Genomic DNA, 22,265 nt, shown 5'->3' with positions numbered 1-22,265 from the left:
GCGCTGATCGCCCCTCGCGCTTCCCGGCCGGCCACCGGGTCAGCGGGCGAGCCAGGCCAGGGCGGCCACGACCAGGGCCTGGGTCCCGGTGTCCAGAGTGGGCTGGAGAACCGGCACGAAAAGCGGCGAATGGTTCACCGGAACGTCCTGCGCGATCCGGCCGGCCCGCTCCGCACGGCGGTACGCATCGGCGTCGATCCCGCCGATGCACCAGTAGGTGTACGGCACGCCCAGGGCGCGGGGGATGTCACTGAAGTCCTCACTCGCGGACTGCTGCCCGACCGTCCCGGCGCGGTCGGCGAAGAACTCCGCGAACGCCGAGGCGACCCGGCCGGTGGTCCCGGGGTCGTTGTCGGTGAGAGGGAAACGGTCGTAGATCTCGAACTCCGGGTCACGCGGTGATCCGGAGGCCTGGCACTCCGCGGTCACGATCCGCCTGATGGCCGCCATCATCGTGGCCCGGGTGTCCTCGCTGTAGGTGCGGAGATTGAGCAGCAGCTCGGCGGAGTCGGGGATGACGTTGCTCCTCGTGCCGGCCCGGATGCTGCCGACCGTGAGCACGGCCGTCTCGGTGGGCGGCACTTCGCGGGCCACGACGGTCTGCAGCCGGATCACGATCATCGCGGCCAGCACCACCGGATCGACCGCCGCCTGCGGCATCGAGCCGTGGGCGCCGCGGCCGTGGACCGTCACCCGGACGCTGTCCGCCGCGGCCAGCACCGGGCCGGCGTGCGTGCCGACCGAACCGGCGGGCAGCGACATGACGTGCTGGGCGAGCGCCACGTCGACACCCCCGACGATGCCGGCCAGGTCGTCGTCGACCATGCCGCGGGCTCCGTCGCCGGCCTCCTCCGCCGGTTGGAACAGCACAACCAGGGTGCCGCGCCAGGCGCCGAGGTTGCCGGCGAAGAGCCGGGCGGCGCCGAGCAGACACGCCACGTGCACGTCGTGCCCGCAGGCGTGCATCACCGGAACCTCGGCCCCGGCGCTGTCGATGCCGGTTGCCGTGCTCGCATAGGACACTCCGGTCTGTTCCCGTACCGGCAGGGCGTCCATGTCCGCCCGGAGCAGCACCGTGGCACCCGTGCCGTTGCGCAGCACGCCCACCACCCCGGTGCCGCCCACGCCGGTGTGCGTCTGGAACCCGTCCCGACGGAGATGCTCAGCGACCGTGGCTGCGGTGCGGTGCTCCTGATGCGACAACTCGGGGTGCTGGTGCAGGGAGCGATAGAGCTCCTCCTGCTCCGCGCGGATGTCCGTCAAGCCGGCCAGCACGGCCGACGCGGCAGCTGAGATCGTCATCGTCCCCCCTCACGACGGCTGCATCGGCCGTGGTTCACCTTCATCGATGTCGTCGCCCGTCGTGCGCGGCGCGGGCCTTTCCGACGAGTTCCCGGTTGGTCTCGGCCCAATCCAGTATGGGCCGGGCGGCCGCGAGGAAACCCGTGCCGAGCGGGGTGAGCTTCTAGCTGACGCTCAGCGGCATGGCGTTGTGCACGGTCCGCAGCAGGATGCGTCGCGTTCCAGGTTGCGCAGCGTCACGGTGAGCATGCCCTGGCTGATGCCGTCGATGCGTCGTTGAGCCAGGCGAAATGCGGCGGCCCGGCGCCGAGGGTGGACACGAGCACGAGGGACCACTCGTCCTCGATGATGGGCCGGCATCCGGCCCGCTTCGGCCCGCCGTCGGCAGCGCGTCCGCTGACCCGCGCGAACGGCGCGCCACGATGTGGCTCGACGCCGAGTGCCGGATCGTCGACGACCCGGACCGGCAGGAGAGGCCGTACCGGCGCGACCGGCTGTGGGAGAAGGCCGCGCTAACGTCAGGTCATGCGGAACCGGCTGCGCGGCAGACAGGCCGGCCGGCGCACCGACCTGCTGCTCGGGCTGCTGCTCGGGGCCGGCGTCCTGACCGGGCTCGGCGCCAACACGATCGGCGTCAACTGGTGGCTGGACCTCATCCAGCTGCACGCCGCCGGTGCGCTGGCCATCCTGCTGCTGACGCCGTGGAAGTACGCGGTGATCCGCCGCGGTCTGCGCCGGCCGCGGCGGGCCACGGCGATCAAGGCGCTGTCGCTGGCCCTGGCCGCGCTCGTGGTCATCACGATCGCCAGCGGTCTCGTCCACTCGACCGGCCACCTGGAACGGGCCGGTCCGCTCACCCTGATGCAGATCCACGTCGGCGCGGCGGTGGGCGCGCTGGCCGCGGTGGTCGCGCACTTCCTGCTGCACGCGGTACGGCCCCGGCGCGCGGACGCGGACCGGCGGGCGATGCTGGGGCTGCTGACCCTCGGTGCGGGCGCCGCCGTGGCCACCGCCGCCTGGGACACCGGCCCGGCGATCGCCCGGCGGTTCACCGGCTCGGTGCCGAAGGACGAGCTGCTCTTCACCTCCTGGCTGAACGACGGCATCCAGCGCGTCGACCGGGACGGCTGGACGCTGCGCGTCGGCTCCGCGGCCTTCGACCTGGACGCCGTGACCGCCCTGCCGCACGAACGGTTCACCGCGGTCCTGGACTGCACGAGCGGCTGGTTCAGCCGCCAGGAGTGGGACGGCGTACGGCTGAGCGCCCTGCTCACCGCGGCGGGAGTCGCCCGGGGTGAGTGGCGCAGTGTGGAAGTGCGGTCGGTGACCGGCTACGCCCGCTGGTTCGGGGCGTCGACGCTGGACGACGTGTGGCTCGTGACGGCTGTCGGGGGCCGGAGCCTGCCGTACGGCAGTGGCTATCCCGCGCGGATCGTCGCTCCCGGGCGACGCGGCTTCTGGTGGGTGAAGTGGGTGACCTCGATCCAGCCGTCGGCCCGGCCGCCCTGGGCCCAGTCGATCTTCCCGCTGAGCTGAGCCGGCCGCCTCCGCCGGCCCGGATGCCATTTCGCGATGAGGTCCCGCGTAACACTTTTCGGAACGGTTTTTCTCCAGTCGCGCATTGTCATCTCCGGCAAATAAATCTCCGATCGGGGACCGGAGCATTCGCATGACGATGCATTGACCGACGCCAATCGACAGTTATAACGTATGACGTCTGACGTCGATGCTGGCGGCGAGCAGCGCGGGACCGTCCACCCGCGCCGCCGGACGAGCCTGCGACGCGCTTCCCGTCCTCGAAGCTGCCCACCAGAAGGCGACCGCCCTATGACAATGCGCGCGTTGACCGCCACCGCGGTCGCATTCCTGCTCGCCGCCGGCACCGCGGCGGCCGTCACCGTCCCCGCCTCTCCAGCCGCCGCCCATCCGGTCAATGCGGCCGACTTCCAGCAGGTCGAGCTGGCCCGGGGCGTCGCCGAGCTGGGCGAGCCGATGTCGATGGCGGTGCTGCCGGACCGCTCGGTGCTGCACACCGCCCGCAACGGGGTGCTGCGCCGGACCACCGCCGCCGGGGTCACCAGCGTGATCGGGACCCTGCCGGTCTACACCCACGACGAGGAGGGCCTGCAGGGCGTAGGGGTGGACCCGAGCTTCTCCAGCAACCGTTTCATCTATCTTTACTTCTCTCCACCGCTGTCGACCCCCGGGGGCGACGCCCCGGCCACCGGCACGGACTTCTCGTCGTGGAACGGCGTGAACCGCCTGGCCCGGTTCACGCTCAACGCCGACTTCTCGCTCAACATGTCCAGTCAGGTGACAGTGCTGGAGATCGCGACGAACCGCGGCATGTGCTGCCACGTCGGCGGCGACATCGACTTCGACGCGGCCGGCAACCTCTACCTGTCCACCGGGGACGACTCGAACCCCTTCGACTCGGGCGGCTACACCCCGATCGACGAGCGCACCAACCGCAACCCGGTCTACGACGCGCAGCGCAGCGCGGGCAACACCAACGACCTACGCGGCAAGGTGCTGCGGATCAAAGTCAACGCGGACGGCAGCTACTCGATCCCGTCCGGCAACCTGTTCCCGCCCGGTACCGCCCGGACCCGGCCGGAGATCTACGCGATGGGCCTGCGTAACCCGTTCCGGTTGAGCGTGGACAAGCCGACCGGAGTGCTGTATGTCTCCGACTACGGGCCCGACGCCGGCACCACCAGCTCGACCCGCGGCCCCGCGGGTCAGGTCGAGTTCAACCGGATCACCTCGGCCGGCAACTACGGCTGGCCGTACTGCACCGGCTCGAACACCACCAACGAGACGTACGTGGACTACACGTTCCCGTCCGGGCCGTCGGGCAGCCGGTTCAACTGCGCCGCGCCGGTCAACAACTCGCCGCGCAACACCGGGCTGACCAACCTGCCGGCCGCGCGCCCCGCGTGGATCAAGTACGACAACTGCTCGCTGGCCGCCTTCGGCTGCGGCTCCGAATCGCCGATGGGCGGCGCGGTGTACCGCTACGACGCGGCCAACCCCTCGTCGGTCAAGTTCCCGCCCGCCCTGGACGGGCACTACTTCGCCATGGAGTTCGGGCGGCGCTGGATCAAGACGATCGACGTCAACGCCGACGGGTCGGCCGGGCAGATCAGCGACTTCCCGTGGCGTGGCACGCAGGTCATGGACAGCGCGTTCGGACCGGACGGTGCCCTGTACGTGCTCGACTACGGCACCGGCTGGGGCAGCGGCGACGCCAGCTCCGCGGTGTACCGCATCGAGTACAACCCGGCCGGCAACCAGGCACCGGTCGCACGGGCCGGCGCCGACCGCACCTCCGGCGCCGCACCGCTGACGGTCAACTTCTCCTCCGCCGGATCCTCGGACCCGGAAGGCGGGGCGCTGACCTACTTGTGGAACTTCGGCGACGGCAGCACGTCCACGCAGGCCAATCCGAGCCACACCTTCACCGACAGCGGCCAGCGGGCAGTCACGCTCACCGTCACCGATCCGGCCGGCCGTACGGGCAGCGCCACGGTGACCATCACCGTCGGCAACACCGCTCCCACGGTGACCCTGAGCACGCCGGTCGACGGGAGCCTGTTCGCCTTCGGCGACAGCGTGCCGTACACGATCACAGTGTCGGATGCCGAGGACGGCACGGTCGATTGTGACCGGGTGAAGCTGACCTACCTGCTCGGCCACGACGACCACGGCCACGCCATCAGCTCGCGTACCGGGTGCTCGGGGACGCTGCCGATCCCGGTGGACGGTGAGCACGACACGGCGGCCAACCTGTTCGCGGTCTTCGACGCCGAATACACCGACAACGGCGCCAACGGCCAGCCGGCGCTGACCACCCACTCCCAGAACGTGCTGCAACCGCGCCACCGGCAGGCCGAACACCGCACCACCCAGTCCGGCACCACGGTGTACAGCAAGGCGGCCGCCGAGGGCGGGCAGACGGTCGGCGACATCAACAACGGCGACTGGATCGCGTTCCAGCGTTATGCCCTGGCCGGTGAGAACAGGTTCACGGCGCGGGTGTCCTCCGCCGGTTCGGGCGGCACGCTCTCGGTGCGCGCCGGCTCACCGACCGGCACCGTGCTCGGCTCGGTCACCGTTCCGGTCACGGGCGGCTGGGAGACTTTCACCGAGGTGTCCACCGCGCTGTCCGGGGCTCCGGCCGGCACCACCACGCTGTATCTGACCTTCCAGGGCGGCAGCGGCACGCTGTTCGACGTGGACGCGTTCAGCTTCGGTACGGCGCCGAGCACCGGCACCGGCCCGATCACCGCCGCGGCCGGCAAGTGCGTCGACGTCAACGGAGCCGGCTCCGCCGACGGCACGAAGATCCAGCTGTGGTCCTGCAACGGTGGCGCCAACCAGCAGTGGACCCGCAACGGCACCACCCTGCGGGCGCTCGGCAAGTGCATGGGCGTCGCCGGTGGCGCCACCACCGACGGCAGCCTGGTGCAGCTGTCGACCTGCACCGGCACCGGCGGGCAGAACTGGACCGCGGGAGCCAACGGCTCGCTGGTCAACGCCGGGTCCGGCAAGTGCCTGGACGCCAACGGCGGCAGCTCCGCGGACGGCACCCAGTTGATCATCTGGAGTTGCCACGGTGGCACCAACCAGCGCTGGACCCTGCCTTGACCGGATCTGCCTTGAGAGGAACCGCCATGCGCCTGAGAATCCGCAGCCTGCTCGGCGTCGCGGCGGCGACGTTGATGATCCTGGCGAGCACCGGCAGCACGCCGGCCCACGCCGCGGACGCGCCCTACGACGTCCTGGTGTTCTCCCGGACCGCCGCCTTCCGGCACGATGCCATCCCGGCCGGCATCCAGCTGATCCGGGAGCTGGGCGCGGCCAACAGCTTCACGGTGACCACGACGGAGGACCCGGCCCAGTTCACCGGGACCGAGCTGGCCCGGTACGAGGCGGTGGTGTTCCTCAACACCACCGGTGACGTGCTCAACGCCGGCCAGCAGACCGCCTTCGAGAACTACATCCGGGGCGGCGGCGGGTACGTGGGCGTGCACGCCGCCGCGGACACCGAGTACGACTGGCCGTTCTACGGCGAGCTGGTCGGGGCGTACTTCGCCTCGCACCCGGCGATCCAGCCGGCCACCGTCCGGACGGAGAACCGGGCGCACGCGGCGACGGCGGGGCTGAGCCCGGCCCAGACCCGCACCGACGAGTGGTACAACTTCCGCACCAACCCCCGCTCGTCGGCGCGGGTGCTGTCGACCCTGGACGAGTCGACCTACTCAGGCGGCACGATGGGCGCCGACCACCCGCACACCTGGTGCAAGACCCTGCAGGGCGGCCGGTCCTTCTACACCGGAGCCGGTCACACGCAGAGCAGCTACACCGAGGCGGGCTTCCGGTCGCTGCTGCTGGGCGGCATCCGGTACGCGGCCAACCGCACCAAGGCGGACTGCCGCCCGGAGACCGGCTACACCACCCTGTACAACGGCGCCACCACCGGCTGGTCGCAGGCCGGGCCGGGCAGCTTCAGCAACAGCAACGGCACGCTGACCTCCGTCGGCGGGCTGGGCATGCTCTGGTACAGCACCAAGGAGTTCGGCTCCTACTCGCTGAAGCTCGACTGGATGATGCCCGGCGACGACAACTCCGGCGTGCTGATCGGCTTCCCGGCGGGCAACGACCCGGACGCGGCCATGGCCAACGGCTACGAGGTGCAGATCGACGCCACCGACAGCGCGGACCGGACCACCGGCTCGGTGTACGGCGTCCAGTCGGCCGACCTCGCCGCCCGCGACAGCGCGCTCAACCCACCCGGCGAGTGGAACACCTACGAGCTGCTGGTCGAAGGCGAGCATCTGCAGGTCCTCCTGAACGGCGTCAAGATCAACGATTTCGTCAACACGGATCCGCTGCGGTCGCTGAGCTCCGGCCATGTCGGCATCCAGAACCACGGCACCGGTGACGACGTGTCGTTCCGCAACATCCGGATCAAGGAGCTCGGTGGCTCGACCACGCCCCGGGTCGGCCCGATCACCGGTGTCGCCGGCAAGTGCGCCGACGTCAGCGGGTCCGGCTCCGCCGACGGCACGAAGGTCCAGCTGTGGACCTGCCACGGCGGCGCCAACCAGCAGTGGACGGTCACCGGCAGCACCTTGCGGTCCCTCGGCAAGTGCCTGACCGTGGCCGGCACCGCGAACGGCAGCCTGGTGCAGCTGTCGACCTGCACCGGCGCCGGCGGGCAGAACTGGACCGCGGGAGCCAACGGCTCGCTGGTCAACACGCAGTCGGGCCGGTGCCTGGACGCCAACGGCGGCAGCTCCGCCGACGGCACCCAGCTGATCGTCTGGACCTGCCACGGCGGCACCAACCAACGCTGGACCCTCCCGTGACGACCGCTTGGAGAAGCACCATGCCGGAAGTGACTCGAAGGAAACTTCTCGCCGCCGGGGCGGCCGGCGCCGGGGCCGCGCTGCTGCCGGGGTGGACGGCCGTCGCCCGGGCCGGGGCGAAAGCGCCGCCGCAGGTGCTGGCGGCCGGTGATCTCGCCCTCTGGTACGACGAAGCGGCCGGCACCGACTGGCTGCGGGCGCTGCCGGTCGGCAACGGGCGGCTGGGCGCGATGGTGTTCGGCAACGTGGACACGGACCGGTTGCAGCTCAACGAGGACACGGTGTGGGCCGGCGGCCCGTACGATTCCGCCAATCCTCGTGGTGCCGCCAACCTGGCCGAGATCCGGCGGCGGGTCTTCGCCGACCAGTGGACCCAGGCTCAGGATTTGATCAACCAGACGATGCTCGGCAGTCCCGCCGGGCAGCTGGCGTACCAGCCGGTCGGCAATCTGCGGCTGGCGTTCGGCAGTGCCGCCGGTGCCTCCCAGTACCGCCGGACCCTCGACCTGACCACCGCGACCGTCACCACGACGTACGTCCTCAACGGTGTGCGATATCAGCGTGAGGTGTTCGCCAGCGCTGCCGACCAGGTGATCGTGGTCCGGCTGACCGCCGACCGCGCCAACGCGCTGAGCTTCACCGCCACCTTCGACAGCCCGCAACGGACCAGCGTGTCCAGCCCCGACGGAGCGACGATCGGCCTCGACGGCATCTCCGGCACCATGGAGGGCAAGACCGGCTCGGTGCGGTTCCTCGCCCTGACCAAGGCCGCCGTCACCGGCGGTACGGTCAGCAGCTCCGGTGGCACGCTGCGGGTCTCCGGCGCCACCTCCGTCACCTTGCTCGTCTCGATCGGCACGAGCTACGTCGACTTCCGTACCGTCAACGGCGACTATCAGAGCATCGCGCGGACCCGGCTGAGCGCTGCCGGCGCTGTCGGCTACGAGCAGCTGCTCGCCCGCCATCTGGCCGACTATCAGAAGCTGTTCAACCGGGTGACGCTCGATCTGGGCCGCACCGCCGCGGCCGATCAGACCACCGACGTACGGATCGCCCAGCACGCCAGCACCACCGACCCGCAGCTGTCCGCGCTGCTCTTCCAGTACGGCCGGTATCTGCTCATCTCCTCCTCGCGGCCCGGCACCCAGCCGGCCAATCTCCAGGGCATCTGGAACGAGGAGATGGCGCCGTCCTGGGACTCGAAATACACCATCAACGCGAACCTGCCGATGAACTACTGGCCGGCCGACACGACCAACCTGGCCGAGTGCTTCCAGCCGGTCTTCGCCATGATCAAGGACCTGACCGTGACCGGCGCCCGCACGGCCCAGGCCCAGTACGGCGCGGGCGGCTGGGTGACCCACCACAACACCGACGCCTGGCGGGGCTCCTCGGTCGTGGACGGTGCACTGTGGGGCATGTGGCAGACCGGCGGCGCGTGGCTGGCCACCCTGATCTGGGAGCACTACCTGTTCACCGGTGACCTCGACTTCCTGCGCGCGAACTTCCCGGCCATGAAGGGCGCCGCCCAGTTCTTCCTCGACACCCTGGTCACCCACCCGACGCTCGGCCATCTGGTCACCAACCCGTCGAACTCCCCGGAGCTGCCCCACCACGCCAACGCCAGCGTCTGCGCCGGCCCGACCATGGACAACCAGATCCTGCGGGACCTGTTCAACGGTTGCGCCCGGGCCGCGGAGACGCTGGGTGTGGACGCCGCCTTCCGTACCCAGGTGCTCGCGGCCCGGGACCGGCTGGCGCCGACCCGGGTCGGCACACGCGGCAACATCCAGGAATGGCTGGCCGACTGGGTCGAGACCGAGGGCAACCACCGGCACGTCTCCCACCTGTACGGGCTGCACCCGAGCAACCAGATCACCCGGCGGGGGACACCGGCGTTGCACACGGCCGCCCGCCGCACCCTGGAGCTGCGCGGCGACGACGGCACCGGCTGGTCCCTCGCCTGGAAAATCAACTACTGGGCCCGGCTGGAGGACGGGGCCCGGGCGCACAAGCTCCTGCGTGATCTCGTCCGCACGGACCGGCTCGCGCCCAACATGTTCGACCTGCACCCGCCGTTCCAGATCGACGGCAACTTCGGCGCGACCTCGGGCATCGCCGAAATGCTGCTGCAGAGTCACAACAACGAGCTGCACGTGCTGCCCGCGCTACCGCCGGCCTGGCCGAGCGGCAGCGTCAGCGGTCTGCGGGCGCGCGGCGGATACACCGTCGGTGCCACCTGGAGCAGCACCGGCGCCGAGCTGGTCGTCACCGCCGACCGTACGGGTCCGGTCCGGATGCGCAGCCAGGTGCTGACCGGCGACTTCGAGCTGCGCGACGAGACCAGCGGCACGCCGGTCCAGCCGGCGCGGCCCGAATCCGGGCTCATCGAGTTCACCGCTCAGGCCGGGCACACGTACCGGGCGTCCGCGCTGCGGTCGGGGCCGGTGGAGACCGGCGTCTACTACCGGCTGGTGGCCCAGCACAGCGCCAAGGCCGCCGACATCAATGGCGCCTCGACCGCCGCCGGCGCCGCCCTGGTCCAGTGGCCGGTCACCGCCGGACTCAACCAGCAGTTCGAGTTCCTGCCCTCCGACGGCGGTTACCACCGCATCCGGGCCCGGCACAGCGGTCTGGTCCTGCAGGCCACCGGCACCAGCGGCGGCGGTGACATCACCCAGCAGCCCGACACCGGCACCGCCGCCCAGCAGTGGCGGGTGGTGGACCAGGGCGGCCAGGTGTGCAGCCTGGTCAACCGGCAGAGCGGTCTGGCCATGGACGTCTGGCAAGCCTCCACCACCGACGGCGCCCGCATCTCCACGTGGACGGTCACCGGCAGCACCAACCAGCGGTTCCAGCTCCAGCGAATCTGAATTCACTCCGTGCCAAGAGGTGCGGCGGCCCGGCCGGCAGGGGCGCTGTCCGCGCGGCGGAACCCGAGCCGCCCGGGCAGCGCCTTGTCCGGGCGGCCGGGCCGCGAGTGCGATCGCGGTTCACCGCGTCGTCAGGCGGCCACGGCGGTGATGAGCACCAGCGCGGAGGCCACGATCTCGATGATGCCGACGTGCTTCGGCGCGGGCCGGTATCGGGGGAGCACGATCGCGCGGACGAGCAAGAGCAGGAAGACAGCCGCGGCCGGAATGCTGAGCAGGGTCGCCGCGGCGAGCGCGCAGGCGTGGTAGACCACCGATGCCTTCCGGTACGCCGCGTTCCCGCGTTCACGGATCATGGTTTTGACGTAGAGGACCGTGCCGGTGAAGTACAGCAGGACAGCGGTGAACGCCGACATGACCGAGCTGATGCCGAGGCCGGCGACGGTGGCCGCGACCAGGACCATGAGGCAGCTCTGCACGACGAAGATCAGGTCATTGAGGAGCGCCCGTTCCCGGCGTCGCCGCGCATGGAAGACGTTGACGGCCAGCAGCAGAGCGTAGGCGGGGGCGTAGGCCAGCACCGGCGGCCGGACGGCGACGACCAAGAGGCCGAGGGCGGCGGTGACCGGACCGTACAGCAGCACCTGCGCCTTGAAGCGGGCCAGCTTCCGGGTCTTGACGGCCTGCAGGACGTAATAGGACAGCAGGTAGCCGGTGAACCAGGCCCCGAGCAGCGGCAGGTGGGCCCAGTGGAATCCGGCGACCAGGACCCCGGCGAGCCAGGGGACCAGGAGCATGGCCCACGCGCCGTGCTGAGGTGGGACGAACTGCCGCACGGTCCGGCGGCGTCCCTGTGGTCCGCGAGCCGCCGCCACCGGAACGGCCCCGGTCGAGCGGGTCACGACTGCACTCCGCCCGCCGGCCCGGCCTGTGCCGGGAGGCGTACGACGCACGCGGCCGGCGCGCCGAAGGGCTCCAGCACCACGGACTCCGCCGCCGCGCCGCCGTGGTCGAGGATCCCGCGGACGACGCCGAGGTGCACGCCGCACATCGCGTCGGGGTTCTGGCCGACCAGCTCCAGGAACGGGCACGTGAACAGGTGTACCCGCGCGGTGTCGTCGGCGTCGGGCGGCTGAAGCCGAGGGCTGAAGCCGAGCCCGTCCAGCACGGTGATCACCGATGCGACCGGGTCGTCGTGCTCGGCACCGGCCGCGGCCAGCTGCCGACCCCACCCCCGGCCGGCCCGCGCCGCGGCCGCACGGACATCGCCCCCGTCGCCGGCCAGATGATCCAGCAGAGCGGCAGCCAGAGCCCGGTACGGCGCCGGCGCCGGGTCCGCGGCCGCCGCCCGGTATCGCCACGCGGGCCGACCAGGCTGTCCACCGCCGGCTCGGGCCTTCACCAGCAATCCGGCCTCGGTGAGCCGGTCCAGGTGAGCGCGGGTCGTGGACAAGTGCTGCCCGGTCCGGGCCGCCACCTCAGCGGCGGTGATGCCACCCGCCGTCGCCCGGACCAGCCGCAGGATGGCCACTCGGCTGGTCGATCCGAGCGCGCGATGGCGTGGGGTGTCGATCGTCTCGCCGCTGGGCCCTGTACGCGGGGTTTCCATGGTGGTTAACGTTATAACGTCGATTGGCATCAAAACCCCGGGAGGGTTCCATGTCACAGCCCGCTCTTCGTCCTTCGGGTGCCGCTCATGTGTGAATACTGTGGCTGCCAGTCGATCACCGCGATCAAGGAACTCACCCGCGAACACGACATGGTCGTCGCCATGATCGGTGACGTGCGTGGCGCTCACGCCGCCGGTGACGTCTCCCGACAGGCTGAACTGGCACGCCGGATCGCCGCCGTGCTGGGCCCGCACACGCACGTCGAGGAGCACGGCCTGTTCCCCCTGCTGGCCGACGACTTCCCCGACCATGTGGCCGCGCTGGAAGCCGAACACCGCCACATCGAAGCGGTCCTTGGCGCCGCGAGCGCGGGGACACCCTCCGACCCCGGCTGGCCCGGAGAGCTGATGGAGACCCTCGACCTGCTGCGCGACCACATCCTCAAGGAGCAGGACGGGGTGTTCCCGGCTGCACTGACCACACTCGGGGGCGCCGACTGGGACAGCGTGGACGCCGTCCGCACCGAGGTGGGGAGTCGCCTGCCGGCGATGGGTGACAGCACCGGCTGACCCTCCGGACGCAGCCGGACCGGGGACGCGGGGCCACCCGGTTGTCAGCCGGCCGGCAACCCGGCGAAATCTGCCGCACGTGTCGGCACTGCTCGGCGCTGGTGCCCTTCCGGCGTGGGCTGGCACGACCTCGCGATGGCGTACAGCCTGGGCACTTGGAGTAGCCGGAGCGGGGCGGAAAGGCGGAGTTCGGATCGCTCGAAGGTGGGATCCCAACCGGCCATGGTGCGTGGCTACCTGCCGTTCGGTTGCTGTTGTGGGACGGTTCGACGCGTGAAGAACGAGGCGTGGACTGCCGCTCTAGAGCGGATGCGAGACGACGTCGGCGAGGATCTCTACGTGTTCGCACCGCCTGGGCAACAGTTCTTCCTAGCTGAGGGTGCCCTGGTGCTGCTCGGAGGCCTACTGCTGGAGCGGTTCGTCAATGGACTAGGCGCCAGCCGACTCGGAGACGGGCTCGAAGGGTGGGGGAAGACAACCGGCGACTGGATCGCTGACCGGTTCGCCGCCGCGCTGGGCCGAAACGCTACGCCCACCGAGTCGCCACTTGTCCCCGCCGAGGTGCGAGACGCGACAGCGTCCGACCCGGAAGCTGCTGAGGACGTTGAAAAGGAGCTGACGGAGGTTCTGGTCCGGCGCGGATTGACGCGGACGAAGGCAAGCAGGGTTGCAGGACTCACCCGGCAGGTCGCACAGGAATTGTTCAGGGAGTAGCTATGGCTGGGCCGCTGGACCGGGCGCTCACCGCGGCCCGGTTTCTCATGATGGCCGCTCCCGAGTTAGTTGACCTGATGACCTCCGCAATCAACGCCAGAGCTGACTGGCAGGAGATGCATGGGCCGTTGGCCGGGCATTGGCACGGCGTACGGTACCCGAGTGGCCAGGTGTACTACCACTGGACCGACGCAGCCAGTACCACCGGCCGGACGCAAACCGAGCCGCCGGACGAGCCGGTCAAAGTAATCTTCGACGCGCGTGGGGAGCCGCTCTCGGGCTGGCTTCGGGAGCAGTGGGAGTTGATCGAGGATGGAAGGTGGCCGGACCGGGCGCCGTCCGAACTTGAGCGCTACATCTTGATGGGTCCGCTGGCGGTGGCCTCGCCTACGTTCGAACTCGACACCCTCCTCAGCTTCAGCACCGCAGAACGACCTTACGAATGGTCGGGCCGCCGTCCGTTGCCGGCGATGACTGAAAGCCTGCTGCTATCACACAGGCAGAACATGGTCCCAGGGGACCTGACGGGACGGCTACTGGGCACATTCCGGCTTCTTCAAGCACTGGACGGAGAAGAGCTCGACCAGGTTGCGTACGAGCTTGCGACAGGGTTCACGGAATCCGCGCAGAAGCTGCTGATGCTTGCTACGAATACGGCAGACCAGTCTGGACGCCTCGACGTCGTTATCGGCGAATGGGAGCGCGCGCACGAGGAGTTCGAGGCCCGGCTGGAGGCGGCGCTCGCGGCGCCGAACCCTGCGGGCTATGTCGACGCGCTCTATGAGGCCCGACCGGTCGGGACGCTGGCGTTGATGTGGTCGCACTGGCTGGTGGGGCATCCGCGGCACGGTGACGAGGAACTTCGGGAGCGTGCACGCGGCGCGGCACGGCAGCTCGACGAGGACCTGGTTCGGTGCCTCGACGCGTGGTGGCAGCGGATCAAGGAAACTTTCTACGACGGGGATCCCCGCGCTGAACTGGTTTCGAGGGTGCGGAACGCCTGGGATCAGGGCGGGCACCGGGAGGCGGTACGAACGGCACAACGGATCTGCCGCCGGGAACGACTGCTGCCACTTGTTGAGGCGGATGCCTTGCTGGCTGCCGCGTCGTTCTGGTGAGTAACGAGACTGAAGTGATCGTTGTCGGGGCCGGACCGGTAGGACTCATGCTTGCCGCGGAGCTTCGCCTGGCGGGAGTGTCCACGGTGGTCCCGGAGCGGGCGGCCGCACCAGCCCCGCATGCCCGTGCCCTTGGGCTGCACGCCCGTACCCTGGAACAGCTTGCCATGCGCGGCCTGCAGGAACCGTTCCTGTCGGCCGGTGTTCGCGTGCCGTCCTGGCATGTCGGCTTCCTGCGCGAGCGGCTCGACCTGACGCGCCTGGACAGCCCGTACCCGTTCATGCTGGCGTTTCCGCAGCACCGCACGGAGGCCATCCTCGAACAGCGGGCCCTGGAGCTCGGCGCCCGGGTGCTGCGCGGCGTGCCGGTCACCGGCCTGGTCCAGGACGCGGACGGCGTGCGGGTCAGCGTCGCCGACGGCCCTGGCTGGCGCGCTTCCTGGGTGATCGAGGCGGACGGCGCGGGCAGTACGGTGCGGCGCAGCGCCGGCATCGACTTCCCGGGCACCGACGCCTACCTGGGTGACGTCCGGGCCGGCGCGCCGCCCCAGCCCGGCTACGGCGTGCAGAACGAGAAGGGCGCGTTGATCGTGGCGCCGGCGCCGGGCGGGTTGCTGCGCTTCACCGGTTACGACCCGCGGGATCAGGGCGCCGGGCGCCATGAGCTGACCCTGGCGGAGTTGCGGGAGATCACCGCCCGGATCGGGGGTGCCGACTTCGGCCTGCACGATCCGGTGTGGTTGAGCCGCTTCGGCAATGCCACCAGAGTCGCCGCGCAGTACCGCCGGGTCGTGTGCTGCTCGCGGGGGATGCCGCCCACACGCACTTCCCGGCTGGTGGGGTCGGCCTCAACCTGGGTCTGTTGCGTGCCGTCGGTCAGGCGCAGGCCGACGACATGCCGCGCCCCGCGCGGATCGGGGACCACCGAGAAGCCGGGGACATTCGTCCGCAGCGGCGTCACAGCGGAGCAGGTTGCTGCCGGCGCGACCCGGTCATCGCTCGACTGTAGTGCAGTCATGGAGCTGAGCTGCATGCGGTTCACCCGCGGTGCGTGCTCGGCGTCAGCGCCGGGGCAGGACGAGCAAAGTGATGGAGTTCGCCGGGTACGTCGCCTTGATGGTGCCCCGCTTCGCGGCCACGTCGGTGCCGCGGACGATCGAGGTCAAGTCGGCGGGGCTGTACGTGAAACGCCGCGCCGTGCCGCCCGGGAAGCCCTTGATCGACAGCGCCGACGTGAGATCGTCGCTCGTCTTGTTGACCAGCATGAGGGTCAGCGCCTTGTCGGACGAGCGCTGCGCCGCGTACACCGCGAGTTGCCCCTGGTCGCTGCTGGTCGCCGACACGCTGACGTCGCCGAACCGGCCGCCCGCGCCGTCGTAGTTGCGGTACATCCGGAACGCGTAGGCAGCGGGTTGCGCCGGCTGGGGTTCGCCCCACATGGTCGCGAGGTCGAGTCCCTCGCGCCCGAAGATGCCGAGCACGTCGGCCTGCGTCAGGGCGCCGTTGATGTGGTCCAGCGCGCCGAAGTTGTATTCGGAGATGGCGGTCCGGGTGCCGGGGTACTGCTCGGCGATCCAGGACTTCATCGTGCGGATGAAATGCAGGGGCGGGGCGTTGACGCCGCTGGGGCCGATCCACGACTCCTCGACGTAGGTCGGGTCCCACAACGACCGGGTGGACCGCAACCGCAGCGCGTTGGCGTCGGCATCTGTGCCCCCGCCGATCTGCGGGTAGTAGTGCTGGTCGAAGTAGTGCAGCAAGCGCCGTCCGCCGTGTGCGTCGCTGTAGTCCTTCATGTTCTTCAGGTACCACTGGGAGAGGTTGAGCCCGCCGTGCGCTGCCGCGTCGGCGCCGAGCGCGCACCCGTCCACCCCGGACGAGATCCACTCGCAGTAGCCCCAGCCGGACGGGCCCAGCACCGCCGCGGAGGGGTCGGCCTTCTTGATGGCCGCAGCGGTAGCCGTGCTCTTGCTGCCCAGCTCGTCGTAGCTGACCACCTCGGGGTGCACGTCGCGGTGCGTGGCGGCCCACAGCACGGGTTCGTTGTCCAGCTCATAGATCCGGACGCCGCCTTGCGCCGCCGTGCCGAACCTGCCGACCAGATGGGACACCATCTCGCCGTCGAACGACGCGCCGGCCGCAACGGAGGTGTCCGCCGGATCCGCGCCGGTGAGGTTCGTGTCGTGGAGCCGGCCGTTGCCGCAGTTGGGGTCCCATTGGTCGAACTGGTCCTGCTCCGGGAATCGGGTCGCCGGGAAGCCGCAGTGGAAGGGGTGCGATGACGGGGAGTCCTTGGCGACCCAGCCGATCATCGGGACGGTGACGATCTGCTTGGCCCCCAGGGCCCGGTTCCGCTCGACGAAGGCCTCGACGGTGTTCTCCGGCCCGGCCACGATGTTTTCGAAGAACCAGTCGCTGCCGGTGTTGTAGGTGTGGTTCTTGAAGTTGTAGCGGCTGCTGGCGTTGCCGCCCCAGCGTGCCACGGGCAGGCCGATCTCGGCGGCGAATCCCGCTTCGGCACCGTTCAGTCCGTAGATGTCCGGACTGATCCTGTGCCGCGCGGCGGACACATCGACGGACAGCGTGAGCCCGGCGACCGCCGTGGCCGGCGCCGGGGCGACCTGGATGGTCACCAACGTCGCCACCACGGACAAGACCGCCCCGGTGGCCGTGACGTGCCGCAGTCTCCGCTGCCGCCGAGCGCGCATGACAGCCCCCTCGAAGCCGGCTTTCATCGACAAGTATCGATGGGAGCCAGCTTCGTCCGATGTCAACCCCTCGTCAAGTCCGGCCCGCCCGGACCCGGTGTCCGCTCAGGACGAGCCGGCGATGACGGCTTGCACCTCCACCACGGAGCCGGCGGGTGCGGCCGGCAGCACTGTGCCCTCCATCCGCTCACCGTCGACGAGCAGGTGGGTGACCCGACCGGTCTCTCCGGGGGCCTTGCGGACGGAGATCCGGTACGTGGCGCCCCGGAAAACCCGGGTGATCTGGAAGCCGGACCAGCTCGCGGGCAGCACCGGGTCGACGCGCAGCCCGGTCAGTTCCGGCCGGACGCCGAGGATCCACTGGGTGACGGCGACGAAGTTCCACGCCGCGGTGCCGGACAGCCAGGAGTTCTTGGCCTCGCCGTGGGCCGGCGCGTCCCGGCCGGCGATCATCTGCGCGTACACGTACGGCTCGCATCGGTGCACCTCGCTGATCGCCTCCCGGGCGGACGGGTTGATCCGCTGGTAGTAGTCGAAGGCGCGGTCGCCGTTGCCGGCCATCGCCTCGGCGATCATGATCCACGGGTTGGTGTGGCAGAAGATGCCGGCGTTCTCCTTGTAGCCGGGCGGATAGGAGGAGATCTCGCCGAGCTCGATCCGGTAGCCGGAGTACGCCGGCTGCTGCAGGACGATGCCGTGCGGCGTGGCCAGCCGCTCTGCCACGCTGTCCAGCGCCCGCACGGCCAGCCCGTCGTCGAGGCCGACGCCGCCCAGTACGCACATGCCCTGCGGCTCGATGAAGATCTGCCCCTCGTCGTTCTCCGCCGAGCCGATCGGGCGGCCGTGGAAGTCGTACGCGCGGCGGAACCAGGCGCCGTCCCAGCCGTGCTCGACGATGACGCCGGTCATCTTCTCGGCGGCGGCGCGGTACTCGGCCGCCTCGTCGTCCAGCCCGCGCAGCGCGGCGATCGCGGCCAGCTCCTTGCCGGCGAGCACGAACTGCCCGGCGATGAAGACCGACTCGGCGGCGCCGCCGGTGGCGTTCTCGGTGGTCTGGAACGGCTCACCCGGGGTGTCGGAGAAGCAGTTGAGGTTGAGGCAGTCGTTCCAGTCGGCCCGCCCGATCAGCGGCAGGCCGTGCGGGCCGAGCCGCTGGAGGGTGTAGCGCAGCGAACGGCGCAGGTGCTCGTACAGCGGCGCCTCGCTGCCCGGCGCGTTGTCGAAGGGCACCGGCTCGTCCAGGATCGTCCGGTCACCGGTCTCCTTGAGGTACGCGGCGACGCCCAGGATCAGCCACAGCGGGTCGTCGTTGAAGCCCTCGCCGATGTCGTTGTTCCCCCGCTTGCTCAGCGGCTGGTACTGGTGATAGGCCCCGCCGGTCGTCAGCTGGGTGGCGGCGATGTCGAGAATCCGTTCCCGGGCCCGTTCCGGGATCATGTGGACGAAGCCGAGGAGGTCCTGGTTCGAGTCGCGGAAGCCCATGCCGCGGCCGATCCCGGACTCGTAGAACGACGCGGAGCGGCTCATGTTGAAGGTGACCACGCACTGGTAGGCGTTCCAGATGTTGACCATCCGGTCGGTGTCCGGGTCCGGGGTCGTCACGCTCAGGGTGCCGAGCAGCCGGTCCCAGTAGGCGCCGAGCGCCGCGAAGCCCTCGGCGACCGTCTCCGGCCGCAGCCAGCGCTCGATGACCGGGCGCACATTGCGCTTGTTGAGCGTCTGTGATCCCGGGGGGTCGAACTTGTCGGTGCGGGGGTTCTCCGCGTAGCCGAGCACGAAGATCACCTCGCGGGTCTCCCGCGGCGCCAGGCTCAGCCGTACGTGGTGACTGCCCATCGGCGCCCAGCCCTGGGCCACCGAGTCGAAGGACGCGCCCCGCTCCACCGCCGCCGGCTGGTCCCAGCCGCGGTACGCCCCGAGAAAGGTGTCCCGCTGGGTGTCGAAGCCCGCCAGCGGTTCCGAGCAGGCGAAGTAGGCGAAGTGGTCACGCCGTTCGCGGTACTCGGTCTTGTGGTAGATCACCCCGTCGGCCACCTCGACCTGGCCGGTGGAGAAGTTGCGCTGGAAGTTGGTCGCGTCGTCCTGTGCGTCCCACAGGCAGAACTCGACCGAGGAGAAGAGCGAGAGCTCGGCCGCCGTGTCGCGCTCGTTGGTGACCCGGCAGCGCCAGACCTCGAGGGTCTCGCCCAGCGGCGCGAAGTACAGCGTCTCGGCGCGGATGCCGCCCCGCGCGGAAGCGATCCGGGTGTACGACAGGCCGTGCCGGCATTCGTACTCGTCCAGGGAGCTGCGCGTCGGCTGCCAGGTCGGTGACCAGAAGTCACCGGTGGCGTCGTCCCGCACGTACAGGTAGCGCCCGCCGAGGTCGAACGGCGCGTTGTTGTAGCGGTACCGGGTGAGACGGCGCTGCCGGGCGTCGCGGTAGAACGAGTATCCGCCCGCGGTGTTGGAGATGATGCCGAAGTACGCCTCGGTGCCCAGATAGTTGATCCAGGGCAGTGGCGTGTCCGGCCGGTCGATGACGTACTCGCGGCGCTCATCGTCGAAGTGTCCGTAGCGCACGGGGTCTCCTCCCTGCTCAGCAGTCCACGCTCCGCGACAGATTGGGAGCGCTCCCACAGTCACGATGCTATGGGTGAAGTCCGGCACATACGACCCTTGACATTCCGGTCGCGCCTCAGGTGGACCGGTAGGGCGCCACCACGTCCGTTCTGACCACGGCGTCGTCCGGCTGAGCGGCGAGATTCGTGTAGTACACGTCCCAGGGCGGCCCGGCGGCCACGAGTCCCCGCTTCGTCAACCAGTCGGCGACCGCCCGCTCGGCAGGGTCGAGATCCGTACAGGAGCCGTGGTGAACGGTGGCCGCGGCCCGTCCGCCGGGCAGCCGCGAAGCGGTGATTCTGCCCTTGTCCGGCACGGGCCCGGGGACCGGATAGCCGGCCTCCACATCGACCACGTCTCCGTGGCCGGCACACCGGGCGAACGGCGGCCCGCAGACCCGGACCCCGAGATCCGTCAGGTAGCGGTCGAGCTCCCGGTAGACACCGATCAGCCATGCGTGAAGCTGAGCGTTCGGCACGCACGATCGGACGACAGCGGTGTCCTGGCTGGTCAGAGTGCGGGCTTCGATGAGATAGGTCATGTGCCACCTCCGCGTCACTCTCGACGATGGCCCGCTCGGTGGTCACGTGCCAGGGTCTTCCGGCCCGGCCCGGCCCGGCCCGGCCCTGTCCCCGGCTACGGGGCCGGTTGGACCTGGGAGAGCAGGAAATCCGTGACGGCCGGTGCGAAGGCAGGCCCCAGCCGGGGCACGTGAGCGCCACCGTTTATCGTCCAGGACTGGACGACCGACCCGCCGGCGCAGCCCCGCGCGTAGGTGCGCACCGACGTCTCGGCGGCCGGCAGGTCGGTGACCAGGTCGAGCTCGGGTGCGTCCCGGCCGGTCCCGGCGCACCGGTCGTAGCCCAGCCACTGGGTGACCGTCGTGGCCGCCGACGGATAGGCGGCGCGCCCGATGACACCGCCGCCGAACGCCACGGTCTCGTCGCCGCTGCTGTGGACGGCCAGCACGCCCACCGGCTCGGAGGGCCGGCACCGAGATGCGTCGCTCCAGCTCGCGCCGTTGACAGAGACGATCGCGGTGACCTGGTCGGCGTGGTCACAGGCCATCCGGAACGCCATGAAACCGCCGTTCGAGTGGCCGATCAGGTACACGCGGGCGCGGTCGATCCGGTACGAACCCTGAATCGTGGCGATGAGCTCGCTGAGGTAACGCGAGTCGTCAGGCGCCGAGCCGGAGAAGGCGCAGCACGCGTCGGTGGCGTTCCAGAACCGTTCGCCGCGGTCATCGGTGGTCCCGTCCGGGTAGGCGTAGACGAACCCTCGCCGGTCCGACTCGGGAGTCAGCCTCAGATACGTCTCCAGTTCCTTGGCGTCGGACGTGTATCCGTGCAACGCGACGATCAGCGGCGCGGGCCGGGCCGGATCGTAGAGGTCCGGGGACGTGCACGGTTACCTGCCGGCCGCCGACCTGCACGGTGGCGGTGCCACTCGCCGGCATCGCCTGGGACGACGGCCCGGGAGCATCGGCCGAGCCGCAGGCGAGCGTCACCATGACTGCCAGCGCGGCAGTCATCGCCTCGGCCGCTCGCCGACCGCGTCGGACCATCGCACCTCCCGGGCTGGGACGCTGGACTCAGGCTACCGCTGTGTGGCCGGACCCGGCTCGGCCGTGCTGGGCCGGGATTCCGGGTGACATCGGGACCGCGGACTCTGGCCTGTCGGGCGAGGGCGAGGTGCAGTGGACGCAGAACAGCGGGAGGCCGGCAATGACTGACCTCGGCAGGCGGCGTCGCACACGTCCTCGTACTGCGGAGCCGGGTTGACCGAGACCCAGGCGGCACAGATCGGGGCCGCGCGGGAGCGGCACGGCGGGCTCAGCGCGCCCGAGGAGCTGGTCGTCCACTGCGACGACATCACGCCAGGTCTGCTCGCGACGATCCGCGAACGTCTGAGGACCGAGGTTCGCGTGCTCTCATCGTTCGCCCGCCGGATCGGCGGTGCCAGGATCGTCCTTACCGTTCGGTGGGGACCAGCGGCCGGGGTGCACGCTTCTCGCTCGGGTGAGGGGTGTCCCAGGTGGAACGGTGCATCTGCAGCAGCAGGCAACCGCCGGGACCGGCGGTGATCGGATGGGCTGTGCCGGGCGGAACGTGCAGGTACGAGCCGGCGACGACGTGCCGTCCGGCTATCGACGCCGACCCGGACACCACCCAGATGTGGTGCTCGGCGCCCGGGTGAGATCTTCCTGGCGTGACGCAACCCGCCCCGTACGAGATCAGCGCGTCATGCCGGTCGCCGGCGGCCCACAGCTCCTTCGCGATGACACCGGGACACTCCGGCACCGGCCACCACGGCAGTTGATCGATCTCCATGGGGTCGAGGGTCATCAGTGGGGTGGGTCCGCCATGACGTCGGGCCATCGTGGTGTTCATGAC

Annotated in this window: 15 protein-coding genes and 2 pseudogenes; 9 read left to right on the top strand and 8 right to left on the bottom strand. The window is 70.3% G+C overall.

Features of this window, described 5'->3' with window-relative positions; translation table 11 throughout:
• Positions 1 to 39: 39 nt before the first annotated feature.
• Complete coding sequence (locus tag AB0C12_RS27555; protein WP_360552712.1) at positions 40 to 1,302, bottom strand: amidohydrolase; 1,263 nt, start codon at positions 1,300 to 1,302, stop codon at positions 40 to 42.
• Between the two features lie 46 nt (positions 1,303 to 1,348).
• Here AB0C12_RS27555 and AB0C12_RS27550 point away from each other — a divergent pair, with 46 nt between their 5' ends.
• The 5 genes from AB0C12_RS27550 to AB0C12_RS27530 all read left to right on the top strand — a co-directional run bounded on the left by AB0C12_RS27550 (position 1,349) and on the right by AB0C12_RS27530 (position 10,549).
• Entirely contained in the window at positions 1,349 to 1,582 is a 234-nt protein-coding gene (locus tag AB0C12_RS27550; protein WP_360552711.1) for a hypothetical protein, read from the top strand.
• Positions 1,583 to 1,827: 245 nt separating this feature from the next.
• Complete coding sequence (locus AB0C12_RS27545) at positions 1,828 to 2,838, top strand: molybdopterin-dependent oxidoreductase (protein ID WP_360552710.1); 1,011 nt, start codon at positions 1,828 to 1,830, stop codon at positions 2,836 to 2,838.
• Between the two features lie 297 nt (positions 2,839 to 3,135).
• Positions 3,136 to 5,952, top strand: a complete 2,817-nt coding sequence (locus tag AB0C12_RS27540; protein WP_360552709.1) for a PQQ-dependent sugar dehydrogenase — start codon at positions 3,136 to 3,138, stop codon at positions 5,950 to 5,952.
• A gap of 26 nt (positions 5,953 to 5,978) precedes the next feature.
• Positions 5,979 to 7,676 carry a ThuA domain-containing protein gene (locus AB0C12_RS27535; protein ID WP_360552708.1) on the top strand — a complete coding sequence of 566 codons (1,698 nt, stop codon included), beginning with the start codon at positions 5,979 to 5,981 and terminating at the stop codon, positions 7,674 to 7,676.
• Positions 7,677 to 7,696: 20 nt separating this feature from the next.
• Complete coding sequence (locus AB0C12_RS27530; protein ID WP_360552707.1) at positions 7,697 to 10,549, top strand: glycoside hydrolase N-terminal domain-containing protein; 2,853 nt, start codon at positions 7,697 to 7,699, stop codon at positions 10,547 to 10,549.
• Positions 10,550 to 10,680: 131 nt separating this feature from the next.
• Here the strand turns inward: AB0C12_RS27530 and AB0C12_RS27525 are convergent, their stop codons facing one another.
• Together AB0C12_RS27525 and AB0C12_RS27520 are read right to left on the bottom strand one after the other, a co-directional pair.
• The gene (locus AB0C12_RS27525) at positions 10,681 to 11,451 is read right to left on the bottom strand and encodes a YwiC-like family protein (protein WP_360552706.1); all 771 of its coding nucleotides are present in this window, start codon (positions 11,449 to 11,451) and stop codon (positions 10,681 to 10,683) included.
• Entirely contained in the window at positions 11,448 to 12,158 is a 711-nt protein-coding gene (locus AB0C12_RS27520; protein ID WP_360552705.1) for a helix-turn-helix domain-containing protein, read from the bottom strand. Before AB0C12_RS27520 ends, AB0C12_RS27525 begins: the two co-directional genes overlap by 4 nt.
• A gap of 87 nt (positions 12,159 to 12,245) precedes the next feature.
• On the opposite strand from AB0C12_RS27520, the gene AB0C12_RS27515 reads away from it, so the two are divergent.
• The 4 genes and pseudogenes from AB0C12_RS27515 to AB0C12_RS27500 all read left to right on the top strand — a co-directional run bounded on the left by AB0C12_RS27515 (position 12,246) and on the right by AB0C12_RS27500 (position 15,569).
• On the top strand, positions 12,246 to 12,728 hold the full coding sequence (locus tag AB0C12_RS27515) for a hemerythrin domain-containing protein (RefSeq protein WP_360552704.1): 483 nt from the start codon (positions 12,246 to 12,248) through the stop codon (positions 12,726 to 12,728).
• A gap of 273 nt (positions 12,729 to 13,001) precedes the next feature.
• The gene (locus AB0C12_RS27510) at positions 13,002 to 13,442 is read left to right on the top strand and encodes a hypothetical protein (protein ID WP_360552703.1); all 441 of its coding nucleotides are present in this window, start codon (positions 13,002 to 13,004) and stop codon (positions 13,440 to 13,442) included.
• Positions 13,443 to 13,444: 2 nt separating this feature from the next.
• Complete coding sequence (locus tag AB0C12_RS27505; RefSeq protein WP_360552702.1) at positions 13,445 to 14,560, top strand: hypothetical protein; 1,116 nt, start codon at positions 13,445 to 13,447, stop codon at positions 14,558 to 14,560.
• 47 nt (positions 14,561 to 14,607) lie between these two features.
• Positions 14,608 to 15,569 (top strand): annotated as a pseudogene (locus AB0C12_RS27500) (FAD-dependent monooxygenase).
• 52 nt (positions 15,570 to 15,621) lie between these two features.
• Here the strand turns inward: AB0C12_RS27500 and AB0C12_RS27495 are convergent.
• From AB0C12_RS27495 to AB0C12_RS27475, 5 genes and pseudogenes are all read right to left on the bottom strand, one after another.
• Positions 15,622 to 17,268 carry a glycoside hydrolase family 44 protein gene (locus AB0C12_RS27495; protein ID WP_360552701.1) on the bottom strand — a complete coding sequence of 549 codons (1,647 nt, stop codon included), beginning with the start codon at positions 17,266 to 17,268 and terminating at the stop codon, positions 15,622 to 15,624.
• A gap of 105 nt (positions 17,269 to 17,373) precedes the next feature.
• Complete coding sequence (locus AB0C12_RS27490; RefSeq protein WP_360552700.1) at positions 17,374 to 19,830, bottom strand: glycosyl transferase; 2,457 nt, start codon at positions 19,828 to 19,830, stop codon at positions 17,374 to 17,376.
• 115 nt (positions 19,831 to 19,945) lie between these two features.
• On the bottom strand, positions 19,946 to 20,410 hold the full coding sequence (locus AB0C12_RS27485; RefSeq protein ID WP_360552699.1) for a GyrI-like domain-containing protein: 465 nt from the start codon (positions 20,408 to 20,410) through the stop codon (positions 19,946 to 19,948).
• A 95-nt stretch (positions 20,411 to 20,505) separates the two neighbouring features.
• Positions 20,506 to 21,243 (bottom strand): annotated as a pseudogene (locus AB0C12_RS27480) (alpha/beta fold hydrolase); the annotation flags it as partial.
• Positions 21,244 to 21,842: 599 nt separating this feature from the next.
• Complete coding sequence (locus AB0C12_RS27475; RefSeq protein ID WP_360552698.1) at positions 21,843 to 22,262, bottom strand: cupin domain-containing protein; 420 nt, start codon at positions 22,260 to 22,262, stop codon at positions 21,843 to 21,845.
• Between the last annotated feature and the right edge of the window lie 3 nt (positions 22,263 to 22,265).

The sequence above is a fragment of the Actinoplanes sp. NPDC048967 genome, assembly GCF_040649415.1.
Classification (GTDB): Bacteria; Actinomycetota; Actinomycetes; order Mycobacteriales; family Micromonosporaceae; genus Actinoplanes.
This window is presented reverse-complemented; position numbering and strand designations above follow the sequence as displayed.

What these genes read in the sequence shown, in the direction of transcription:
- AB0C12_RS27540 (WP_360552709.1), top strand. Translation starts at nt 3,136, where the DNA reads ATGCGCGCGTTGACCGCCACCGCGGTCGCATTCCTGCTCGCCGCCGGC.
- AB0C12_RS27495 (WP_360552701.1), bottom strand. Translation starts at nt 17,268, where the DNA reads ATGCGCGCTCGGCGGCAGCGGAGACTGCGGCACGTCACGGCCACCGGG.
- AB0C12_RS27555 (WP_360552712.1), bottom strand. Translation starts at nt 1,302, where the DNA reads ATGACGATCTCAGCTGCCGCGTCGGCCGTGCTGGCCGGCTTGACGGAC.
- AB0C12_RS27515 (WP_360552704.1), top strand. Translation starts at nt 12,246, where the DNA reads ATGTGTGAATACTGTGGCTGCCAGTCGATCACCGCGATCAAGGAACTC.
- AB0C12_RS27485 (WP_360552699.1), bottom strand. Translation starts at nt 20,410, where the DNA reads ATGACCTATCTCATCGAAGCCCGCACTCTGACCAGCCAGGACACCGCT.
- AB0C12_RS27520 (WP_360552705.1), bottom strand. Translation starts at nt 12,158, where the DNA reads ATGGAAACCCCGCGTACAGGGCCCAGCGGCGAGACGATCGACACCCCA.
- AB0C12_RS27550 (WP_360552711.1), top strand. Translation starts at nt 1,349, where the DNA reads ATGTCGTCGCCCGTCGTGCGCGGCGCGGGCCTTTCCGACGAGTTCCCG.
- AB0C12_RS27505 (WP_360552702.1), top strand. Translation starts at nt 13,445, where the DNA reads ATGGCTGGGCCGCTGGACCGGGCGCTCACCGCGGCCCGGTTTCTCATG.
- AB0C12_RS27530 (WP_360552707.1), top strand. Translation starts at nt 7,697, where the DNA reads ATGCCGGAAGTGACTCGAAGGAAACTTCTCGCCGCCGGGGCGGCCGGC.
- AB0C12_RS27475 (WP_360552698.1), bottom strand. Translation starts at nt 22,262, where the DNA reads ATGAACACCACGATGGCCCGACGTCATGGCGGACCCACCCCACTGATG.
- AB0C12_RS27535 (WP_360552708.1), top strand. Translation starts at nt 5,979, where the DNA reads ATGCGCCTGAGAATCCGCAGCCTGCTCGGCGTCGCGGCGGCGACGTTG.
- AB0C12_RS27545 (WP_360552710.1), top strand. Translation starts at nt 1,828, where the DNA reads ATGCGGAACCGGCTGCGCGGCAGACAGGCCGGCCGGCGCACCGACCTG.